The organism is Bradyrhizobium sp. i1.15.2 (assembly GCF_040548425.1).
Classification (GTDB): domain Bacteria; phylum Pseudomonadota; class Alphaproteobacteria; order Rhizobiales; family Xanthobacteraceae; genus Bradyrhizobium; species Bradyrhizobium canariense.
In genome coordinates this window covers 100,676-117,281 of sequence record NZ_JBEPRQ010000019.1, presented here as the reverse complement: position 1 = coordinate 117,281, position 16,606 = coordinate 100,676, and the positions used below count along the sequence as shown (strand labels likewise).

Below are 16,606 nucleotides of genomic sequence, written 5' to 3'. Positions count from 1 at the left end.
GCGGATGAAGCTGGGGCTGTTGAGCTGCCTTGGCGAAGGCAGTCGCCCCTTGGGGAGGGCCCGGGAAAACTTGGCAATCGGCAAGTCGTTCCAAGCCGAACGAAAATGAGCTCCAGGCCCGCGGGGCAACGGGGAAAGCTTGGGCCGACTGCATTACCCACTTGGGGATGGGCGTTGGGAAAATTTGGTAACCGGCGAGCCGTTCCGCCTGCCGTGCCCCCGAAAATGTTTGTCGTCCTTGCCGTTGGGGCTGCCATCGCCGTCGCCGTTACCTCACGGCTCGCTTCTTCGTCGCCTCCATGAGCACGTGCGCCGGGGAGTGGTCGATCGATAAGCAGTGTCGACCGATCGAAAGCGCAGCCGGACGACTATAAATGAGGTTGAAATTATATCTTTAATCTAGTTTAATATCGAAAATTAAATCGAACGGTATTTTCGGGATTTCGGAATCATGCCTCAGTCTCCGTCCATCGTGCCCCATCCATATCCACGTGACGTCTATATTGTGCTTGAGGATTTCGGAGGTGGGCTCGGACGTGCCTGGAGCGAAACCTCCGAAGAGGACGCTAGTCGAGCGACGCTGATGCGCCAAATAATGGAAGGCCAATACAAGCATCCTGCTCGGATCGTAGTCTTCAACACGGTAGAGGGTTGGTCCCGTGATGTAACTGTAGAGATTGCAGATGAACTGCGCCGCTGCTTTGTCGAGTTCGATGACATTGCCCCAGCCGCGTTGGAATTCATCGAGAGAGTTGGAAGGAGTTGATTGTGGTGCCCACCGTACCCTAGTTTGCGCCAGTCTCACCAGCTTATCAGAGATGAGGATGATGCGACAGCACGAACGAACTAGCTACCGCGGCGAGGCGTGAGGCGACAGCTTGGTGCGATATTAGGCCATCCCGTTGTTATGTCTGGTTGTGTTGGGAGCTGCCATGTCGATGAACTTCCGCAGCCGTGCGCCTCAGCTGACTGCCGGCAAGCAGATATTGTCATACGATTGAAAGAGGCGGAGCATCGATCGATGGTCGAACGCAGCTTTCTGGCCGTCGCGGACCGGGTCCAATATTGGCACGTGACCGACCTCGACGCCGCTGAGCCCTGCGATGCCTGCCGCACCTGGAGGCAATGATCGCGAACCTGATCGCTATGTTGCGAACGGACGACCCGCGGTCCTAAATGCTTGCTGGTGAGCTCGAGGCAGTAACAGTCGGAGCCGCCGGGCAGCCTTCACTCATTCGCGATTCGTCAAGATCAATGTTCATCCTCGCAGGATGTAGCCGAAGGCGAGCCCAAGGCATTCACTTCTTCGACCTCGCTCTCCATCCGTATTCCTCATGCGGAATCGTTGCGGTGATCTCGACGTCATTGCCGGCCGAAACGCGCCAGGCTGCCACCCCGAAGCACAAGGTCAGCGTCAGGGCGAGGGCAAGCAGAAGCATAGAGACGAAATGGCTCACGCGCGTGTATCCGTAAATCTGAAACCAGTTGAGAGCGTGCACAGAGGCCCGATTCGGAAAATGCAGACGATCTGACCCATCGGCCGTTTTCCCCATCCTTACACGGGGCCAAAAGCGCTCACGATCCCGATCGTGATCGGCACGAGTGCGACCACCACCCACAGAGCGGGCGAGCTGGAGGACAGGCCGACGACCAGTATCAAAACACCGATACCTACGAGGGCCGCTGAGATTGCGTAGGCGACTGCCTTTTCCATCTGTCGATCCACGAACAATAAGGGACCGGTCGCGCAAGCACGACTCGAGGCAAATCGAAACGTTCCCGTCTCGATTTAATTTGGTCTCAAAATTTCATTTAATTCTGTTTCAGTGGCTTAATTTCGCCAAATTACAACGCGCTTTCTGCGCGTCGGGGCAGGGCTATTAACCCGGAGTCCTGCATGTTCAATCGAGTAGTCGTAGCTTTATTGCTCGCTTTTGTGACATCCATTTCTTCTGAAGCACGCCCCTTGCGCGCCGCTTCGCCACCTGAATGCAACGTGATTATGCCATGCGACTTTTCATCTTCGCTGGTGCAGGCGCAGAGATACACGAGACCGGCACCGCGCCTGCAGCGAGGTGCCGTTGCTAGCCTACGGGCCAGCTCAGGGGCCTTAAGTAGTGAGATCGTCAGCGGTCGTCCGGCCGGTTGCCCTCGATCGTTCTGCGGATGTGGTGCGGCGATCCGAGTGTTTGGTCGGGTAGTACCGGAACTGAACCTCGCAGCCAATTGGCTGCGCTTTCCCCGCACCTCGCCAGCACCGGGAATGGTTGCCGCGCGACGTGGACACGTCTTCGTCCTTGAACGGCACATCGCCGGTGACATCTGGAAGGCGTACGATGCCAACTCAGGTGGGCACGCAACGCGAATTCACCCGCGCTCCCTGCGAGGGTACACCATCGTCAACCCTCATGCGGCCTAGGGCCATCGCGCAGCGTTCCCATTAGATTTTTCTCGCCACGTTCCGGAGCATCCGGCTCGCGGCTTCCGCTCAAAAACAGGGCCGCAGCAGTTTTCGCTGCGGCCCTGAAGTTGCAACTTGATTCTGCGCCAGCGTGTTCTCGCAGTTGGTCCCGAACACCGAAGTTGATAGGTCCGCCATCATGGGAAGCTTCAATGCAGCCAGGGCGTTCCATGACGATCATTGGCGTTCACATCAGAACGATAGAATTCGACGATGCGGTGCTTCATTGAGACCCGGACACGATAACCAGCGGATATCCACGCTCTCGCTTGAGGACCTGCTCTCTTCAGAGTGCTCCACCACGCAGTGAAGGTGTAGGCCGATCTCGGCAGAGGCTTCCCCAAGATCGCTTCAATTTCTGAAAAGGTCAGGCGGAGACTTTGACCGTTCTCCGTTCGCAGCCTTTCATGCAATGGCTGGTAAATCGACCTCGGCATGCGAGCACTATATCGACAAAATGGGCCGGCTGCCCGGCATTGGAATAGCAGTCTGGTGCATATAGAGCGCGGAGGCAAAAGGCATTATCATTCAGGTCTGCAAGACCTCGCGGAGCCTGACGCAGCGACGCCTCTTTAGTGTTCCCTTAGCTCTAGGTCTCTCAGCAGCACGTGGAGAAAGTCGCTGGCGTGGTCATAGCATTTACGACCATTCACGATCTCGCGGGTGCGCGGCTCCAGTGTGCTGGCGATGGCTTCCGCGCCGGGTAGATCAGCCTGGTGCGACCACTGCTGTAGCGGCGGATCAGGAATGTTTTGAGCGGATCCAAACAGCTTCAGCACACAATAATCGCCGTCGTGCTTGTGATCAGCTTTCGCATAAAAAGCGAATAACCCTCGAAAGGTATTACGGGAAACGGCAGGTTTTGCCATTTAACATTCCCCAACGTAAAATCGACTCGCTTTAAGTCTAGAAATCTGACGCGTTAACAAAATAAAATCCACTGGAATTTAATCGCTTGCCTTCGAAAAAGAGGTCATCAGAACTGACGTAAATCGAAGCACCATACGTCACAGTTCGCGCCGTCCTGCGTCTCCGATACCCTATGCTGCTACGGGACAATCGACCTTAGCAGGCGGCCGAGTAGGATGGGCGGGCCAGGGGCTGCCCCGCAAAATTGCTACCAGACCTCGCAAGTGACTGAGACGACCGATGTTCGCTCAACCCTCTCCCGAAGTCGCTCTCGTAATCAGACAGTCGGTCTGGCGCTGCCCGGTGAATAGCGCGCGATAGATCTGTCCCCGATCGAGGCCAGTTCAATTTGCATCGGCTGCGGCGACCCACTCGATCGGGGTGTCGCGACCGCAGGCCGGCACCTAGCCGCTCGACAGGGCATTGTCTGGTCGCCATTTCATGGCTTGACGTAGGTCCATCCCTGCTCCTGCAACTGCATCACCCTAACGACGCCCGACCTCACCACTTGGGCTTGGGCAACGATCGGAATGTCTTTATTTTCGGCCTTTTGCATTTTCTCTTGCGTGTTTCCACAGGCTTTGAATGATACTTCCGGCGTGCTCAGAGCCATTTCCTCGATTCGTGCTTTCACCGGCGACGTGTCATCGCGGAGCATATGGAGGCCGGGGCCGAAGGTAATCACCTCAACTTTCACCCCTTCACCAACCTCCTTGTAGTATTGCGCGACGTTGAGTGCATTGTTCAATGCAAGATTCATTGACGCGGAGTCGCTTGTGTTGACCTGAAGGATTAAGCGGTGCTCGTTCTTGGCAGCAGACGATGGCACGATGCGCGCCAGCTCAAATTGTTTTGGCGTCGCGGCCCGCGCCGATGAATTCGCGTGCGTTCTTGCCACGCCATGTGTTGAGGCTGCAGGCAAACTAGGCTGTGCCGGGAGCAGGCGAGTCTCCTGTGCCGCGGAACTAGACAGCCCGACCAGGAGCGAGATGATTGTCGCGATCATCGCTGTGATAATCTTCGGAAATTTGGGCATTATGTTGTTTCTCCAAGCAAGCTGAGGTTCATGATCAATTGTTGGGCTTCGCGATCGCGCGTGGCCATTTGCATGTTGTCGCCAATTTTGCACGCACGCTCTCGATACCATCGAGAGCGAACACTGCACCGGCGCCGGCCCCCGTCCGGCGTGACACATGCACAGAAAGTTCGCTGTGGCCGGGGATCGATTGCAACAGGCGAACGACATCGCTTTCAAGTGCGACACCGCGCGCCGCCGTGATTGTCGAGACCTGAAAAGGTGGATCATCATTGATGCGCAGGGAGACGGTGTAATCCTCGCGGCGGCCCGATAGGCCGGCTCCATCAAGCAACACTTCGGTCAGGCCGCCGCGACACCGTATCGACAGGCTCATTGCTGCGTCGGAACTGCCCCCTTGAGATGGTAGTGTAGCCTTGATCATCGATGAATAATCAACCGGCGAGGTGGTCTCGCTGACGATCCACGCCCCGGCTCCATTTGCGGGCCGATCAGAGACGCGAACCGGCGCCATAGGGTCTTCGGCGCCTCGGGCCCGAGCGAGGTCATTTGCGATCGCGAGCGTCACGACGAGAGCGATCAGGGTGAACGTCATTGTGCCGCCTGGCTCGAACGCGGCAGACGATCGAGCCAGGCCTGCGCCGCGGGAAAGCGCGTCAGGCCAGGGACCGTCGCCGCCAAGTTGATCGACTTCCATTTCGGATCGAAACCGGGCTCCTGCAGCTTGTTGATCCGCGAGAACAGGCGGTCGACAAAGCGCGCCACACGATGAAAGCGATTGGATTTGATCGGCCAATTGAAAGCGACCAGCACGGTTGGAACGGCAATAGTCGTCACGCGTTCCCCCTGCCTGATCAAGTTCGGGTAATCAGCTGCGTCCAGCCAAGATGGCAGATAATAATCTTCGAACTTGCTCTCGTAGGGGACCGGCAAGAACTTGAAGCCGACATCCCAGCGACCACGTATGAATGCATCCACCGGCTTCGAAGTTATGAAAACGACGGCGGCCAGCTCACCCCTGCGCATTTGTTCCATCGCAACCTGATGGGGGATGAATGCCTTATCGACCTCGATCCCAAGCCGGCTGAAAATCAGCGGGCCCGAATAAGCTGCGGCGGTACCTTGGGTGTTGAAATTGACCTTCTTTCCGACCAGATCACTCAAGCTCTGAATTTCGGGCCTGACGAATACGTGCAGTTCAGATGGAAACAGGTTGAGCACATAGGTGATCCGTCGCTGGATGTCCGGCACTTGGCTCTTGTACTCGTCAAGTGCGTCGGAATTGATGATTGCTGCATCAATGCCCCGCAAATACAGCAGCGAATTGACGTTTTCGGTTGCGCCACGGGTGACGATGGGCAGCACGTGAAGGTCCGTTCCATCATCGGCCACTCGCGCCATTTCCGCGGCAAGCCGAATGGGAGCTCCTTCCAGCAGACCTCCGGCAATTCCAACAGTCCAATCGTTCATGGCCGCAATTTCCGTCCTTGCATGATCCGCACGCGCCCGCGGAGTCTGCTGGGCCATTGCCAGGCAACAGCCCATGATCAGAAGCGGAGCGGCTATCACGATGAGGAGAAACCAAGAACGTATTCCAACCAGCTGCTTCATCGATCCGGCTCCCCTAGGAACGTCTATTCTGTTTTGTCCGCTGCGCTCGTCACTTCGACACGTAAGTTAAAATTCGATCTGACTAGTCGATACAGCGCACGACCATTTGTCTGCACCGATGCTGCTAACGACCAAGTGCGTCGAACCGCTCCCTTGCCTCCTTGACCCCTCCGGCTGCTGCTCTGGCGTAAAGCTCCCGCGCCTTGGACGTGTCGCCGCGCGTTCCGCTCGCGCCCCATTTGGCAAGCAGGCTCGGATCATACGTTTCGGCGAGCGCGAAACTTGCCGGTGCGCTCCCTAATTCAGCAGCACGCTCCAGGACAACTCGTGCCGCGCCAATGTCGCCTTGTCGAAGCAATCCGGTTGCGCGAGCGATCAATCGCACGAGCGCGGCCGCGTTTTCGTTCCCGAGAACCGGGGATGGCGCCTTCGGCTCAGCTGCTGTGACCACGAGCTCTCGCGCGAATTGCGCGGGCGGCGCCTGCGGCGATCCCAGCAGCAGTGTTCGGAGCAGTTCCCTTGTTGGCGAATTGCCGGCCCCGCCTTCACCCGACACCCCGGCGGGTAGCCACGGTCCGACATTCGGGCGTGTTGCGGTAAGTTCTTGCTCATCTCGGCCGGATTGGTTGCATTCTCGCCGGAGCTGCTTTTTCAACTGTTCGGCTCGATCATCGTTTGCCGCGGCTTGCGCTTCATGCGCGAACAGCTTGGAACGCGCCAACGAGAGCTCTTGCGCCAGCGCATCTGCTCTTTCGTGCTCTTCCCTCAATGAGAGCTTCAGTTTGGCCGAGGTATTCTCCGCCGTTCGGTTGGCCTGCGCCGTCTCTTCGATTGCCTTCGCGATCTGCTGGGATCGGTTGTCGAGCTCGATTCGCGTCGTCGCGAGCGTCTCCTCCAGCTGTTTGGTACGATCGTGCTCCTGTCGGAGGCCTGCCTGTACCTGAGCCTCCGCTGCCTCTTTTGCACTGATCTCTGCGGCTTGTCTGGTTACCTCTGCCGACTGGGTCTCCAGGTCGTGATGAGCGGCTGTCAGATTCTGCTCCAGCCGGTTTGCCCGATCTTTCTCCCGCTCGACAGCTTGTTGCAGCTCTCTCGGATCACTCTGTGCCCGGCGTTCGGGTTCGCGACCTTCGGTGCCGATTTCGCGGCTTAGCCGTGCCTGCACTTCGAAATCGTTGCGCGCCTTGACAAGTTCCCGTTCCAGACGCTCCGTGTGCAAGCGCTCCTCCCGGAGCGATTTCTGCAGCTTATTGGTTTCATTCTCGGTGGCCTCCGCAATGCTGGTCCATTGCTCGCGTGCATGCTGCAACAGCCCCAGCACGGTATCCTGCTCCCGTCGGCATGTTCGAAGGTCAGCAGCAAGGGCCTGTATCTTCTCCTGTTCTGCGGCGAGCACTTGCCGCGATCGCTCGGTATTGCTGATTGTGGCTTGTGCGAACTTCAGGGGTGTCGTGTCGGCAGATGGTTTCAGCCGCGCCGCGCGCCACCCGTCCGAGCCGGTCGCGCCGCGCAAGTGCGTCGCCATGACATGGGCGTCGCTCGCCGGCCAATTTGGCTGCTGCGCGAGAACGGGTATGGTCAATACCGATATTACCGTCAGGACAGTCGGTGCAACCCAGGCCGACCTTGTTGCGCAGGTGCGCGCACAGCTACGAACACAATCCGAGACAATCCACACGTCTGTGCGGCGAACGGGCGATCCAAGGCCCGACCCTGCCTGCATCGGCGCTTGTGCCCACATCCGCGACATTAATGCGTCAATCCGCTTCCCAATTGCAATTTATCCATAGGCAAAAATAAACCATATTATATTTTATTCAATGATTTATATCGCTAATTAAAGTTTCGGCCGATGCGGCCGGTCGCTTGAGAAGGAGATCGTCCAATGCTCCACCGAATCCCTTCGTTGATCGTTGCGATTATCATGAGCGTATCTGTGCTGGCCCTGGCCCAAGCCGGCGGCGCAGTGGCGGGCTCCGCGGGTGCTGGCACTGGGACGGGCACGGGCAGCGCCAACACTGGTGGGTCAGCTCCGTCCGGCATGGGTACGAATGCGAGCAGCGCCAACCCTGGTCCATCGGCGCCTCCAGGAATGGGGACACGAGACGTTGGTGCCGGTGCAAACCTGGACCGCACCAGTCAAACCAACAGCCCGGACGTTCAACCCGCCACGTCGAAGTCGCGGGCGGCGGCGCAGGCCAAAAGAAATGCCGGCGCTGGCCATGCTCAAAATGGTCTGCCGATCGGAGCTATTGGCACCGGCACGAGCAACGAGGAGCAGATGATCGTTGGACCGTCACCTAACCGGAAAATACCGGCAGCGAAGGTCGACGGTGATATCGCCGGAATAGTTGGTAGGGGCTCCAGCCTTTCGGACCAGGTGAGCCGGCCGCGCGCCTCACGAGCTGGGGAAAAGGTGCTGGACGCCAAAGCGCAAGTCCAACGGCGAACGACAGTTTCGCATAAGCGCATTCCCGACCCAGAAAACAGAACTCGGTAGTCTGAGCGGCCCGAGCCGGGCAGCGAGCGCGCTTTGGCGTCCCTGCTCCGGTCTGCGCGCCGCCAGACAAAGGCGCCGGCAGGGCTTGGTTCTCCATGGGGCGCCTTGAAGAGGACTGACGCCCGGCACACGGCCGAGCGGGATTCGGGCTAAGCGAGAGCATTCACGCGGTTATGCGAGCGCTCGATTCCGCGGCATTCGGATCATGTCCGATCGGTCGGAGCGAGGAGCCAGCCGTGCATTGTCCGAAATGCTCGCGAAGCATGTCATTAGCCAAATGCTCCCAGAACTCAGCTTCGGCGAGAAGCTTCCAGCTTCGATCAGGATGATGCGCAGAAGTCTGTCGGCACAGCGACGCCATCGCGCGCAAGCGGCGTACGGTCTCCATCCACTCCTCCCATTGGTTTTCTCTGACCTTATTTCCTGTTTTGCGTCTTATTAAGTATGATTATATCAGATAACTAAATTTGCCTCCCGTGGCGCAACTACCGAAATGATTTGACGCGAACAACTTTCGCTTTGCTTTCAAATTGTCTTTCAGATGAAGCGCTGCTTCATAAACCTAAAAACAGATAAAAAGCCGGGGCTTAAACAACTCAGGTGCGAGACATGATCCGCAGCATGCCGCTCGTGGATGATCTCGGTCAGAGCCGGAAAGGGACGCCGGATCAAGCGCAGCACTTTTCCTGGCACAGAGCCTTCACTCGCATCGGCCTGCCTTGAAACTCCGCTGCGCGCACGCCTCATTGAGGAGCGATCGGGCGGCTTGGAGCTGTGCCAAAGGGTTATCAGAGGCTTCAGGGTCGATCCGTGAGACGATCGTCTTCGAGTTCGCTGAAATTACGCGCGCCGCTCGCCATCATTGAATCCGCGTGCGGCAACTCGTCCCAAACCGGGGCCTACGCATCCGTGACGCCGGCCCTAATCTCGCTCTTTCTCTGAGGCTTCGCCCTTCCGCCCTTCGCACTTGCTCTCGTAGCCTCTGCAATTGGGCAAGCAGGCTAACGAGCTCTATCGCCGTTTGACGCAGAACAGCCAAGCGGCCGCAAATCCCACTACTCACTACAATACCCCCAAACAGGCCCTTGCAGGATCAGCGATCGGAAGCGTTAGTTTGCGCCGACCTGCCGGTGTGACGCTTAACTTACGGTTCATGAGGGCGTCAGTTCGCTTTACGACGATAGGCCAAAATATTTCGCATCCCTCCAGTAAGCCCTCGCATGATTGAGCGCATCCAGTCCGTACCAAGACTAGTTCCCAGCCGGTGCGGCAGCCATGCCGCAACAGGTCAACTCCGCACACGCGGCGTCAAATGAGGCGGTCGGCCCAAATTCGTGTAATGCTAGTCAGTTCGGCTCCGCGTCTGTACCGAAGCCCGCTACGCATCAGCACAGCGGCGCTTCCTCGAATATCTCCCTGGGCCGCACGACCGGCTCATCGACCCAGGCCTCGCGAGCGAACCAGTTGTGATTGGCGCGACAGACCGGGCAACGAGTATTGCCATAAAACACAACGCTCCGCAGGAAAGCCTCACGCTCCGACCTAATACCAGTAGGAATCGCGCGACCGGTTTGCGGACATTTGACCATGATCATTCCCATGCGAGCCTCCCGAGGAAATTATTATTCGTTGTGGAACGAAAGAGAACCGGCCGGCTGGAGTGCGTCGTCATCTCAGTGTGGGTTACTTGGGGGGCATCGCACACTGGGAGTGCTTGTTCGAGCAGGGCGGGTTGCTCGTGACAACGTTTTTCCAACCGGCCGGATCGCTGCTTGAGCGATTCCTTGGACGCCGCCACTCTTTGGCTCGGCAGCGCGGGCGTTGATTATTCGTCTCTCGAAAGCTCCTGGGGCGCCGCTGAAAATGGGCCAATCTGAGCGGGTGGGAGTTTTGCGCGTGCTATGCCGCTCGCGACGAAGACGATCATGTCGCCCGTGATGGGCAAATTGGCTAATTCGATCACCGGTTTCACTCCACTCTCGTCAGCGAAATATTCGTTGTTAGAATTTAATCCTGCAAATTAAGCCTTGCGCTGTCGGTCTGGTTTGCGACTCTCGTCAAGTTTTATTTTTTGCTGTCCTGCACGCAGGAGGCCAAGATCATCGCGGCGATTTCTGCGACGCTGTTCTTGGTCGGCTGTTTTCGACGCAGGACCCGCTTCTTGGTATTTGAATGGTTGCATCCGGTTCAAACATGAAATAAATATTGATTATATTGAGATCATATAAATCTCGTTGTTAATTGTTGTCAATGACGTAAGCTGTTTTCGTCATTTTTTTGGTCGGAGGAGACGATGCGGGAATCAGTCCAGAAGAAGCGCAACTCCACCTCGGCTGCGAAGCAGTTGGCTCAAATGCGCGAGAAACTAGCGAGCATCAGCGAGAGGGAGCGCGTTCTACGAGAGCGGAGTGCTGCTCGCGAAGTTTACCGCTATCTGCTGGACTCTCACCGGTTGACCGCGCCGGCGACCTTTCTCGGAGGACAAGTGTTGAATATTTCTCCATCTGGGGTGAACGAGGGTGGTCAGCTGGCGGCGTGACCCGGGGCCGTATGGTCATTCGAAACGAATCCCAGTCAGGCGATGTGCATCCGCACTGAAGGTGGATTTGCGCCGCTGTAGCACGGCGATCAAACCGAATTTCCTCGGCAACTGCAGCTCGTTTGAACGCGCCGCGGACAGGACATTGCAGGATGTTGTCGCCACCGCGTCGACACGGCGCCGAAACAGATATCGTTCCTATCGGGCATAGCCATGCTGGAAAAAACATCGGCAGAGATGGTGTTGAGACCCGCCGCGGGTGCAGTCTTCGCGCTGGTGGACGGTCGATCAGTGCTTTTCAGCGAGACAAGGCAGAAGCTCTATGAGTTGGATCAGCTAGGGGCATTCATTTGGTGCAAGTTGGCACAAGGCGCTTCTTTGGAAGACGTCCATCAGGAGCTTGGGCAGCTAGGCATTGGCGAGCGCGCAGCGCGCGAGTTCACGTGGCAGGCGATGAACGTCTGGATCGATCGGGGGGTGCTCGATCTCGACTGGCGAAGGTCGGCCGATTGTGCCTTCTCAACTGTTCTTGGTCAGCGCAGGATCAGCGTCCGGGCTGCAAATCGGGACCTCTTACAACAGTTGAGTTCGCTATTTTGTGTTACGGACGACAGCGGCGAGGAGGAGGATATTGCGATCGAGACAATGATGCTCGGCGATCGGGTATTTTTCCGCGGGAATGACGCGAGCATCCAAAGATGTGAAGCCGCAGCTCTGGCCCCTACAATCAAAGCTCACATCACCGAGCGACTTATCCGAAGCAATCAGTGGGCTTTCGCGCTCCACGCCGCTTCTCTTGTAAAGTGCGGCATGGGCTTGCTGCTGTGCGGCCAACCGGGAGCCGGCAAGTCGACTCTTGCACTAGAACTGGTCGACGCTGGATTTCAGTATGCTGGCGATGACGTTGCGCTAATTGGGGCTGACGGAACGATCTGCGGCATCCCATTTGCCCTCACCCTCAAGCAGGGATCGTGGCGGTTGCTATCCCGACTGTATGGCGATTGGAACGACGTGACGCACCGCCGGTCCGATGGCGCCGAAGTGCGGTATTTGCCGATTCCGGATGCGCACAATGGGAGCCTCTCTGCCAACTGGATCATCTTTCTGAACCGGGTTGCAAGCGGCCCCGTCGAGCTGACCCCCCTGGATCAACTTGATTCGATCAAGCGGCTCATTGAGGGCGCTTTTGCCGCAGACGGGAAGCTGTCGCAGCCCGGCTTTTTCGCTTTGAAGCGGATTGTTGCGGGCGCGCGATCGTTCCAACTTATCTATTCGGAATCGGCACAGGCTCGACAGCTGCTGATGGACTTGTGCAATGACAAGGCATAGTGCGGCACTGACAAGCCTATGCAACTGCTTGCGAGGCTTGCCGCCCGTCGAAGTGGAGTGGACCTCCGTCATCGGGCTCGCAAACCAGACGTTGACGACGCCTGCGCTCATTGACTTCGTCGATCAATTTGCATCGGTGTTGCCAGAGGACGTGTGCACCTATATCCGCCAGATCCATCGCCGAAACGTGCTGCGCAACGATCGGCTGGCCGGTCAATTGGAAGAGGCCGTCATTGCGATGAATGGCCAGGGAGTTACGCCGGTGTTGCTCAAGGGTGCGGCAACGCTAGCCACAGCACCTGTCGAGCGGCGGGGAGTTCGGCTGATGTGTGATCTGGATATTATGGTCATGCCGGACGAAGCTGAAAGGGCGGTCGCCGCTCTGGGCGCAATTGGCTATGAAATTCACGATCAAGCGCGCCCTGAAAGCCGGAGGTGGTATGTCGAGCTAAGTCGACCGCGGGATGTCGGAACCATCGATCTGCAGCGGGCCGCTCCAGGCCCCGCCTACCTCTATGCTGGCTCGGGACATGCCCTGGACCATTGCGTCCCCGCGCTGCTGGGGCGCGGACGCGTGTACGTCCCGACGCCCACTTATCGAGCGCTGATGTTGATCATCCACGATCAGTTCCAAGACTACGGCTACTGGCTTGGCGAACTCGATCTCCGGCATCTGGTTGGGTTGCGCGACTTGAACGATTCTGAAGGGTTGGACTGGCAGGAACTTGCCTCTCATGTCTCGGGCGAATTGATGAAAAACGCGGTCGAAACCCAACTGCTCGCCCTTGCTGCGCTGCTTGGGGTCGAGATCCCGCGCTCAATGCGCACTCGGCTGATTCCTCGTCTGCAGTTCATGCGACAATTAATGCAAGCGCGCTTTCCGGCCACACGTGTGCCGTTCCTCGCAATGACCGTCCTGGACCTCAGAAACTACCGGCGGGAGGCGACCTCTGGCTGCACGCAAACCGGCATGCGCCGGCCTGGATTGTGGTCCGTGCCAAGAACGGACACCTTGAAGTTCCTGTTGAGGGCCGCCACCGCCGTTCGTGTCGGAAAGGTGTAAAGCCAGCAACGCTCGCACGCCTTCAAGGCCAAACAATTTAAGCAAACGACATGTCGGCAGTTGCGCGGAGTTAATGCCCTTGTCCACCGGCATTCCGATCGGACGACTCGTCGTTTTCGCGAATCCTGAACTCTTCGAGCGTGTGGCCCGATTGGAGCGCGGCAACTAGCCAGCGCGGCTGTTTGCCACGCCCCGACCAAGTCTCCGTCGGGCGGAGTGGATTGAAGTATTTTGGCACGACTTTCGGGTATTTGCGGCGCGGCGGCTCGCTCGGTCCAGCGTTGGCGGCCCGGCGTTCAGCTTCACCGAATTGATCCGGCTGGTTGAGTTGCGCAAGACGTTTTTCGAGTTCTCGCTTCTCGACTGTGATCTTTTCGGCAAGTATCTTTGTCAGCTCTTCGTGAAGGAGCCAGAGTTCCTCAAAGTCCATGGCTTCGAGATCTTGCCGACGCATAGCATTCTCGTCACCGTTTGACTGACGCCTGATCCATCTGTCATCCTCAGCTTACGAGCACATCATTGCCCGAACGCCCAAATCAACGATGGACCAAAGCCAGTGCTTCAAATCGACGCTACAGTAAATAAATAGTATATTATTTAATAATTATTACTAGGGTTATTTTATTAAATGGGGGTAGGCAGATCAACGACTTGCTGCAAAGCAAGAAAGGGGAGTCTCTCAATCGAGTTCCTCTCGGCGGCACAGTCGGAGCATCCTTCCCCGGCTGGCCCCTCGGACATTCGGGACCTGAAGCTCAAATCGAGTTCAGGCGGTTTGGGCTGAGGGACATTGAGTTCGTTGGCGCTCGTGCATATCCGAAGGCTGCAATATCGAGATTGCCCAGAACAAAGGACAGCCTACGCCGACCATATTCATCGAGAATATTGCGTCGCGGATGACTTGTACCGGCGCTCGATGTGATCCCATCATATCAGTTCGCTTGAATGGTTCCACGGCTGCCCGCTGGACGTGTGAATTTATCCGCTCAGCAATTAGATTATGCGGATAGCCCATTGTTTCGGCTTGATTGATTGCTGCGACGCAGTTATCTGGGAATGCGGATTAAGTGCGGTTCCATACATTTTGTTGGGTAAATCTAGTTCACCATCTTGATTAATGTCGATGCGGGGCATATTAAGTTTGGCGCAACTACAGGGTGCGAGCATGCCAGCTAAGAAACTCGAATTAGAATCAATGTCCCTTGACGATCTCTGGTCGCTTCATGAGGAAATTAGCGGGATCTTATCGGACCGAATTAAGGCAGAAAAGCACGAACTGGAGAAGCGCTTGGCGGTTCTCGGGGGCGGGGCGGCTGTTTTGGCGGACTCAAGCGGACCGGGCGTGTCTCCGACTGCCAAGGCGAGACGCAAATATCCGCGTGTGCTGCCGAAATACCGGAACCCCCAGACCTCCGAGACCTGGTCGGGGCGCGGCAAGCGGCCGCGGTGGTTGGTTGCTGCCATGAAGTCTGGCCGGAGAATTGAGGACTTTCGCATAGGGGATGCAAGTCCGAAGCTTCGTCAGCGCGCGTAACCTGATCTGCACTGTTCGACGGGGTGGTTGGGGTTAAATGGCCGCCGCAGTGCCGTGATCCTGTGGCCTAATAGGCGTTGCGTCCCCGCAGCACTTCGAGGGGAGTTCGCAGCAGGATTACGAGATCAAGCCGAAGGCTCCAGTTGTCGATGTACCAGAGATCGTATTGTACGCGTGTTTCGACCGTGATGGCTGTGGGGGTTGGACCGCGGCAGCCATGGACTTGGGCCCATCCGGTCAATCCTGGCCTGACCCTACGGCGTAGGGCGTAGTTCCGCACGAGCTTGTCAAATTCTCCGTCATGAGCCAAGGCATGAGGACGCGGACCGACCAGCGACATGCTGCCGTCGAGCACATTTAACAGCTGTGGCAGTTCATCGAAGCTTGTCCGTCGCAGCCATTTGCCGACGCGGGTCACCCGTCGGTCGAGGCGACGGGCCTGAAGGATCGCGGGCCCGTCCTCGAGCACATGCATCGTCCGGAATTTGCGGATCAGGAAGATCCGGCCATTAAAACCACAGCGTTGCTGTCGAAAGAATATGGGGCCGGGCGAGTCCAGCTTGATTGCAAGTGCGGCCAGCACAAGCAGCGGGGCAAGTATCGTCAAGGCGAGCGCGGCGCCGAAAAGATCAATGATTCGTTTGGTCGCACAGTCCAGCTGCGTAAGCGGCCCACGCTGGAGTTCAACACAAACCGTACTTCCAAGGCTTCGCGTGGGGTGTCGAAGCAATTCGGATGTCGTACCGACCGGCACGAACACAACCGGTAGCGGCAAGACCCGCAAGTCGGCAACGAAGGCCCGAAGTTCGGGCCATCGTTCCGGGGTCGCTTCCACAACCACCTGGTCGAGCTCGGAGCTGCGAATGTAGTCAATCACGCGAGCCGTGAGCCGCCTTCGACAGGCAGGACCGAAGCCGATTGGGGGCAAGCTGAACCGGCCTCGGACACAATAACCATGCATCGCCAGCGTTTCAGGCAGTCCGGCGTTTTTCGATGGCGGCTGGTCGCTGACCAGAACAATGTTTGTGCTGGCGAATTTTCTGCCGCTCAGGCCCTTCCCGAGAAGCGCTCTCACTCCCCACCGCTCGGCCATAAGCAAGCCCAGGCCCAGGACAGCGAAAAGTGTGCCCGCTTGGTGAGAAGAGCCCGAACCAATTGCAAAACCGTACCCGGCCCATATCAAGAACAACAATGACGCCCATGCAATCCAGACGGCGCGCATCTGACTTCGCAGGACGAGGAGCTCGGCTGGCCGATAAAGGCCGTGCGTCTTCAAGAGGCAAACGAGACATGTTGCGCTGACTAGGGCCAGGCCAAGTGCGTTGCTTAAGTCGCCTGCAGCCCATCCACTCTGAGCTTGGCTCAGCCACGTCGAAACGAGGCTCGCAAAAAGAATGGTCGCAATATCCGCACAGAGCGCCACGTATTCGATCGAGTCGTAACGGAGAGGCCATTTGTGCTGGCGGGATACTATCGGCCCGGGACTGACACGATCCGTAACTTCCCGATCGGGGAAATGTCGGTTCACGAAATTCATTGTCGGTACACCCGCGAGTTAATATTTAATAATATATTAATTAATCGGATTAATCAAGAGAAAAATCCTGGGTCCGGCCATTTTAAA

At 57.4% G+C, this 16,606-nt stretch carries 14 protein-coding genes; 4 read left to right on the top strand and 10 right to left on the bottom strand.

Translation table 11 applies throughout. The annotated features are described in order from the left end of the window. Nucleotides 1–1,298 precede the first annotated feature (1,298 nt). The 8 genes from ABIB80_RS27710 to ABIB80_RS27680 form a co-directional block, all read right to left on the bottom strand. Nucleotides 1,299–1,457, bottom strand: coding sequence for a hypothetical protein (locus ABIB80_RS27710; RefSeq protein WP_245285881.1), 159 nt, complete (start codon nucleotides 1,455–1,457; stop codon nucleotides 1,299–1,301). A gap of 98 nt (nucleotides 1,458–1,555) precedes the next feature. Next, nucleotides 1,556–1,714 (bottom strand): hypothetical protein, encoded by a 159-nt coding sequence (locus tag ABIB80_RS27705; protein ID WP_007592914.1) that lies wholly within the window; start codon nucleotides 1,712–1,714, stop codon nucleotides 1,556–1,558. 896 nt (nucleotides 1,715–2,610) lie between these two features. Beyond that, a complete protein-coding gene (locus tag ABIB80_RS39460) occupies nucleotides 2,611–2,898 on the bottom strand; it encodes a DUF7662 domain-containing protein (protein WP_473367095.1) in 288 nt (95 codons plus the stop codon). Nucleotides 2,899–3,033: 135 nt separating this feature from the next. Next, complete coding sequence (locus ABIB80_RS27700) at nucleotides 3,034–3,330, bottom strand: hypothetical protein (protein WP_354128827.1); 297 nt, start codon at nucleotides 3,328–3,330, stop codon at nucleotides 3,034–3,036. 479 nt (nucleotides 3,331–3,809) lie between these two features. Beyond that, the gene (locus ABIB80_RS27695; protein WP_354128826.1) at nucleotides 3,810–4,406 is read right to left on the bottom strand and encodes a DsrE family protein; all 597 of its coding nucleotides are present in this window, start codon (nucleotides 4,404–4,406) and stop codon (nucleotides 3,810–3,812) included. 34 nt (nucleotides 4,407–4,440) lie between these two features. Continuing rightward, entirely contained in the window at nucleotides 4,441–5,001 is a 561-nt protein-coding gene (locus tag ABIB80_RS27690; protein WP_354128825.1) for a hypothetical protein, read from the bottom strand. After that, nucleotides 4,998–6,017, bottom strand: coding sequence for a TAXI family TRAP transporter solute-binding subunit (locus tag ABIB80_RS27685; protein WP_354128824.1), 1,020 nt, complete (start codon nucleotides 6,015–6,017; stop codon nucleotides 4,998–5,000). The genes ABIB80_RS27690 and ABIB80_RS27685 overlap by 4 nt, the downstream gene beginning before the upstream one ends. A gap of 124 nt (nucleotides 6,018–6,141) precedes the next feature. Then, entirely contained in the window at nucleotides 6,142–7,599 is a 1,458-nt protein-coding gene (locus ABIB80_RS27680; RefSeq protein WP_354128823.1) for a coiled-coil domain-containing protein, read from the bottom strand. 3,211 nt (nucleotides 7,600–10,810) lie between these two features. Between ABIB80_RS27680 and ABIB80_RS27675 the strand changes: the two genes are divergently transcribed. The 3 genes from ABIB80_RS27675 to ABIB80_RS27665 all read left to right on the top strand — a co-directional run bounded on the left by ABIB80_RS27675 (nucleotide 10,811) and on the right by ABIB80_RS27665 (nucleotide 13,448). Next, the gene (locus ABIB80_RS27675; RefSeq protein WP_007592890.1) at nucleotides 10,811–11,056 is read left to right on the top strand and encodes a hypothetical protein; all 246 of its coding nucleotides are present in this window, start codon (nucleotides 10,811–10,813) and stop codon (nucleotides 11,054–11,056) included. A 213-nt stretch (nucleotides 11,057–11,269) separates the two neighbouring features. Then, on the top strand, nucleotides 11,270–12,385 hold the full coding sequence (locus ABIB80_RS27670) for a hypothetical protein (protein WP_007592888.1): 1,116 nt from the start codon (nucleotides 11,270–11,272) through the stop codon (nucleotides 12,383–12,385). Nucleotides 12,386–12,422: 37 nt separating this feature from the next. Continuing rightward, nucleotides 12,423–13,448: a nucleotidyltransferase family protein gene (locus ABIB80_RS27665; RefSeq protein ID WP_245285879.1), complete on the top strand. Its 1,026-nt coding sequence runs from the start codon at nucleotides 12,423–12,425 to the stop codon at nucleotides 13,446–13,448. 70 nt (nucleotides 13,449–13,518) lie between these two features. Here ABIB80_RS27665 and ABIB80_RS27660 read toward each other — a convergent pair whose 3' ends face one another. After that, entirely contained in the window at nucleotides 13,519–13,902 is a 384-nt protein-coding gene (locus tag ABIB80_RS27660; protein ID WP_007592884.1) for an H-NS histone family protein, read from the bottom strand. A gap of 711 nt (nucleotides 13,903–14,613) precedes the next feature. Here ABIB80_RS27660 and ABIB80_RS27655 point away from each other — a divergent pair. Then, nucleotides 14,614–14,982 (top strand): H-NS histone family protein, encoded by a 369-nt coding sequence (locus tag ABIB80_RS27655; protein WP_007592882.1) that lies wholly within the window; start codon nucleotides 14,614–14,616, stop codon nucleotides 14,980–14,982. A 67-nt stretch (nucleotides 14,983–15,049) separates the two neighbouring features. Here the strand turns inward: ABIB80_RS27655 and ABIB80_RS27650 are convergent, their stop codons facing one another. Beyond that, nucleotides 15,050–16,519 carry an exopolysaccharide biosynthesis polyprenyl glycosylphosphotransferase gene (locus ABIB80_RS27650; RefSeq protein WP_502918756.1) on the bottom strand — a complete coding sequence of 490 codons (1,470 nt, stop codon included), beginning with the start codon at nucleotides 16,517–16,519 and terminating at the stop codon, nucleotides 15,050–15,052. Between the last annotated feature and the right edge of the window lie 87 nt (nucleotides 16,520–16,606).

What these genes read in the sequence shown, in the direction of transcription:
- ABIB80_RS27705 (WP_007592914.1), bottom strand. Translation starts at nt 1,714, where the DNA reads ATGGAAAAGGCAGTCGCCTACGCAATCTCAGCGGCCCTCGTAGGTATC.
- ABIB80_RS39460 (WP_473367095.1), bottom strand. Translation starts at nt 2,898, where the DNA reads ATGCCGAGGTCGATTTACCAGCCATTGCATGAAAGGCTGCGAACGGAG.
- ABIB80_RS27700 (WP_354128827.1), bottom strand. Translation starts at nt 3,330, where the DNA reads ATGGCAAAACCTGCCGTTTCCCGTAATACCTTTCGAGGGTTATTCGCT.
- ABIB80_RS27695 (WP_354128826.1), bottom strand. Translation starts at nt 4,406, where the DNA reads ATGCCCAAATTTCCGAAGATTATCACAGCGATGATCGCGACAATCATC.
- ABIB80_RS27690 (WP_354128825.1), bottom strand. Translation starts at nt 5,001, where the DNA reads ATGACGTTCACCCTGATCGCTCTCGTCGTGACGCTCGCGATCGCAAAT.
- ABIB80_RS27685 (WP_354128824.1), bottom strand. Translation starts at nt 6,017, where the DNA reads ATGAAGCAGCTGGTTGGAATACGTTCTTGGTTTCTCCTCATCGTGATA.
- ABIB80_RS27675 (WP_007592890.1), top strand. Translation starts at nt 10,811, where the DNA reads ATGCGGGAATCAGTCCAGAAGAAGCGCAACTCCACCTCGGCTGCGAAG.
- ABIB80_RS27670 (WP_007592888.1), top strand. Translation starts at nt 11,270, where the DNA reads ATGCTGGAAAAAACATCGGCAGAGATGGTGTTGAGACCCGCCGCGGGT.
- ABIB80_RS27660 (WP_007592884.1), bottom strand. Translation starts at nt 13,902, where the DNA reads ATGCGTCGGCAAGATCTCGAAGCCATGGACTTTGAGGAACTCTGGCTC.
- ABIB80_RS27655 (WP_007592882.1), top strand. Translation starts at nt 14,614, where the DNA reads ATGCCAGCTAAGAAACTCGAATTAGAATCAATGTCCCTTGACGATCTC.
- ABIB80_RS27650 (WP_502918756.1), bottom strand. Translation starts at nt 16,519, where the DNA reads ATGAATTTCGTGAACCGACATTTCCCCGATCGGGAAGTTACGGATCGT.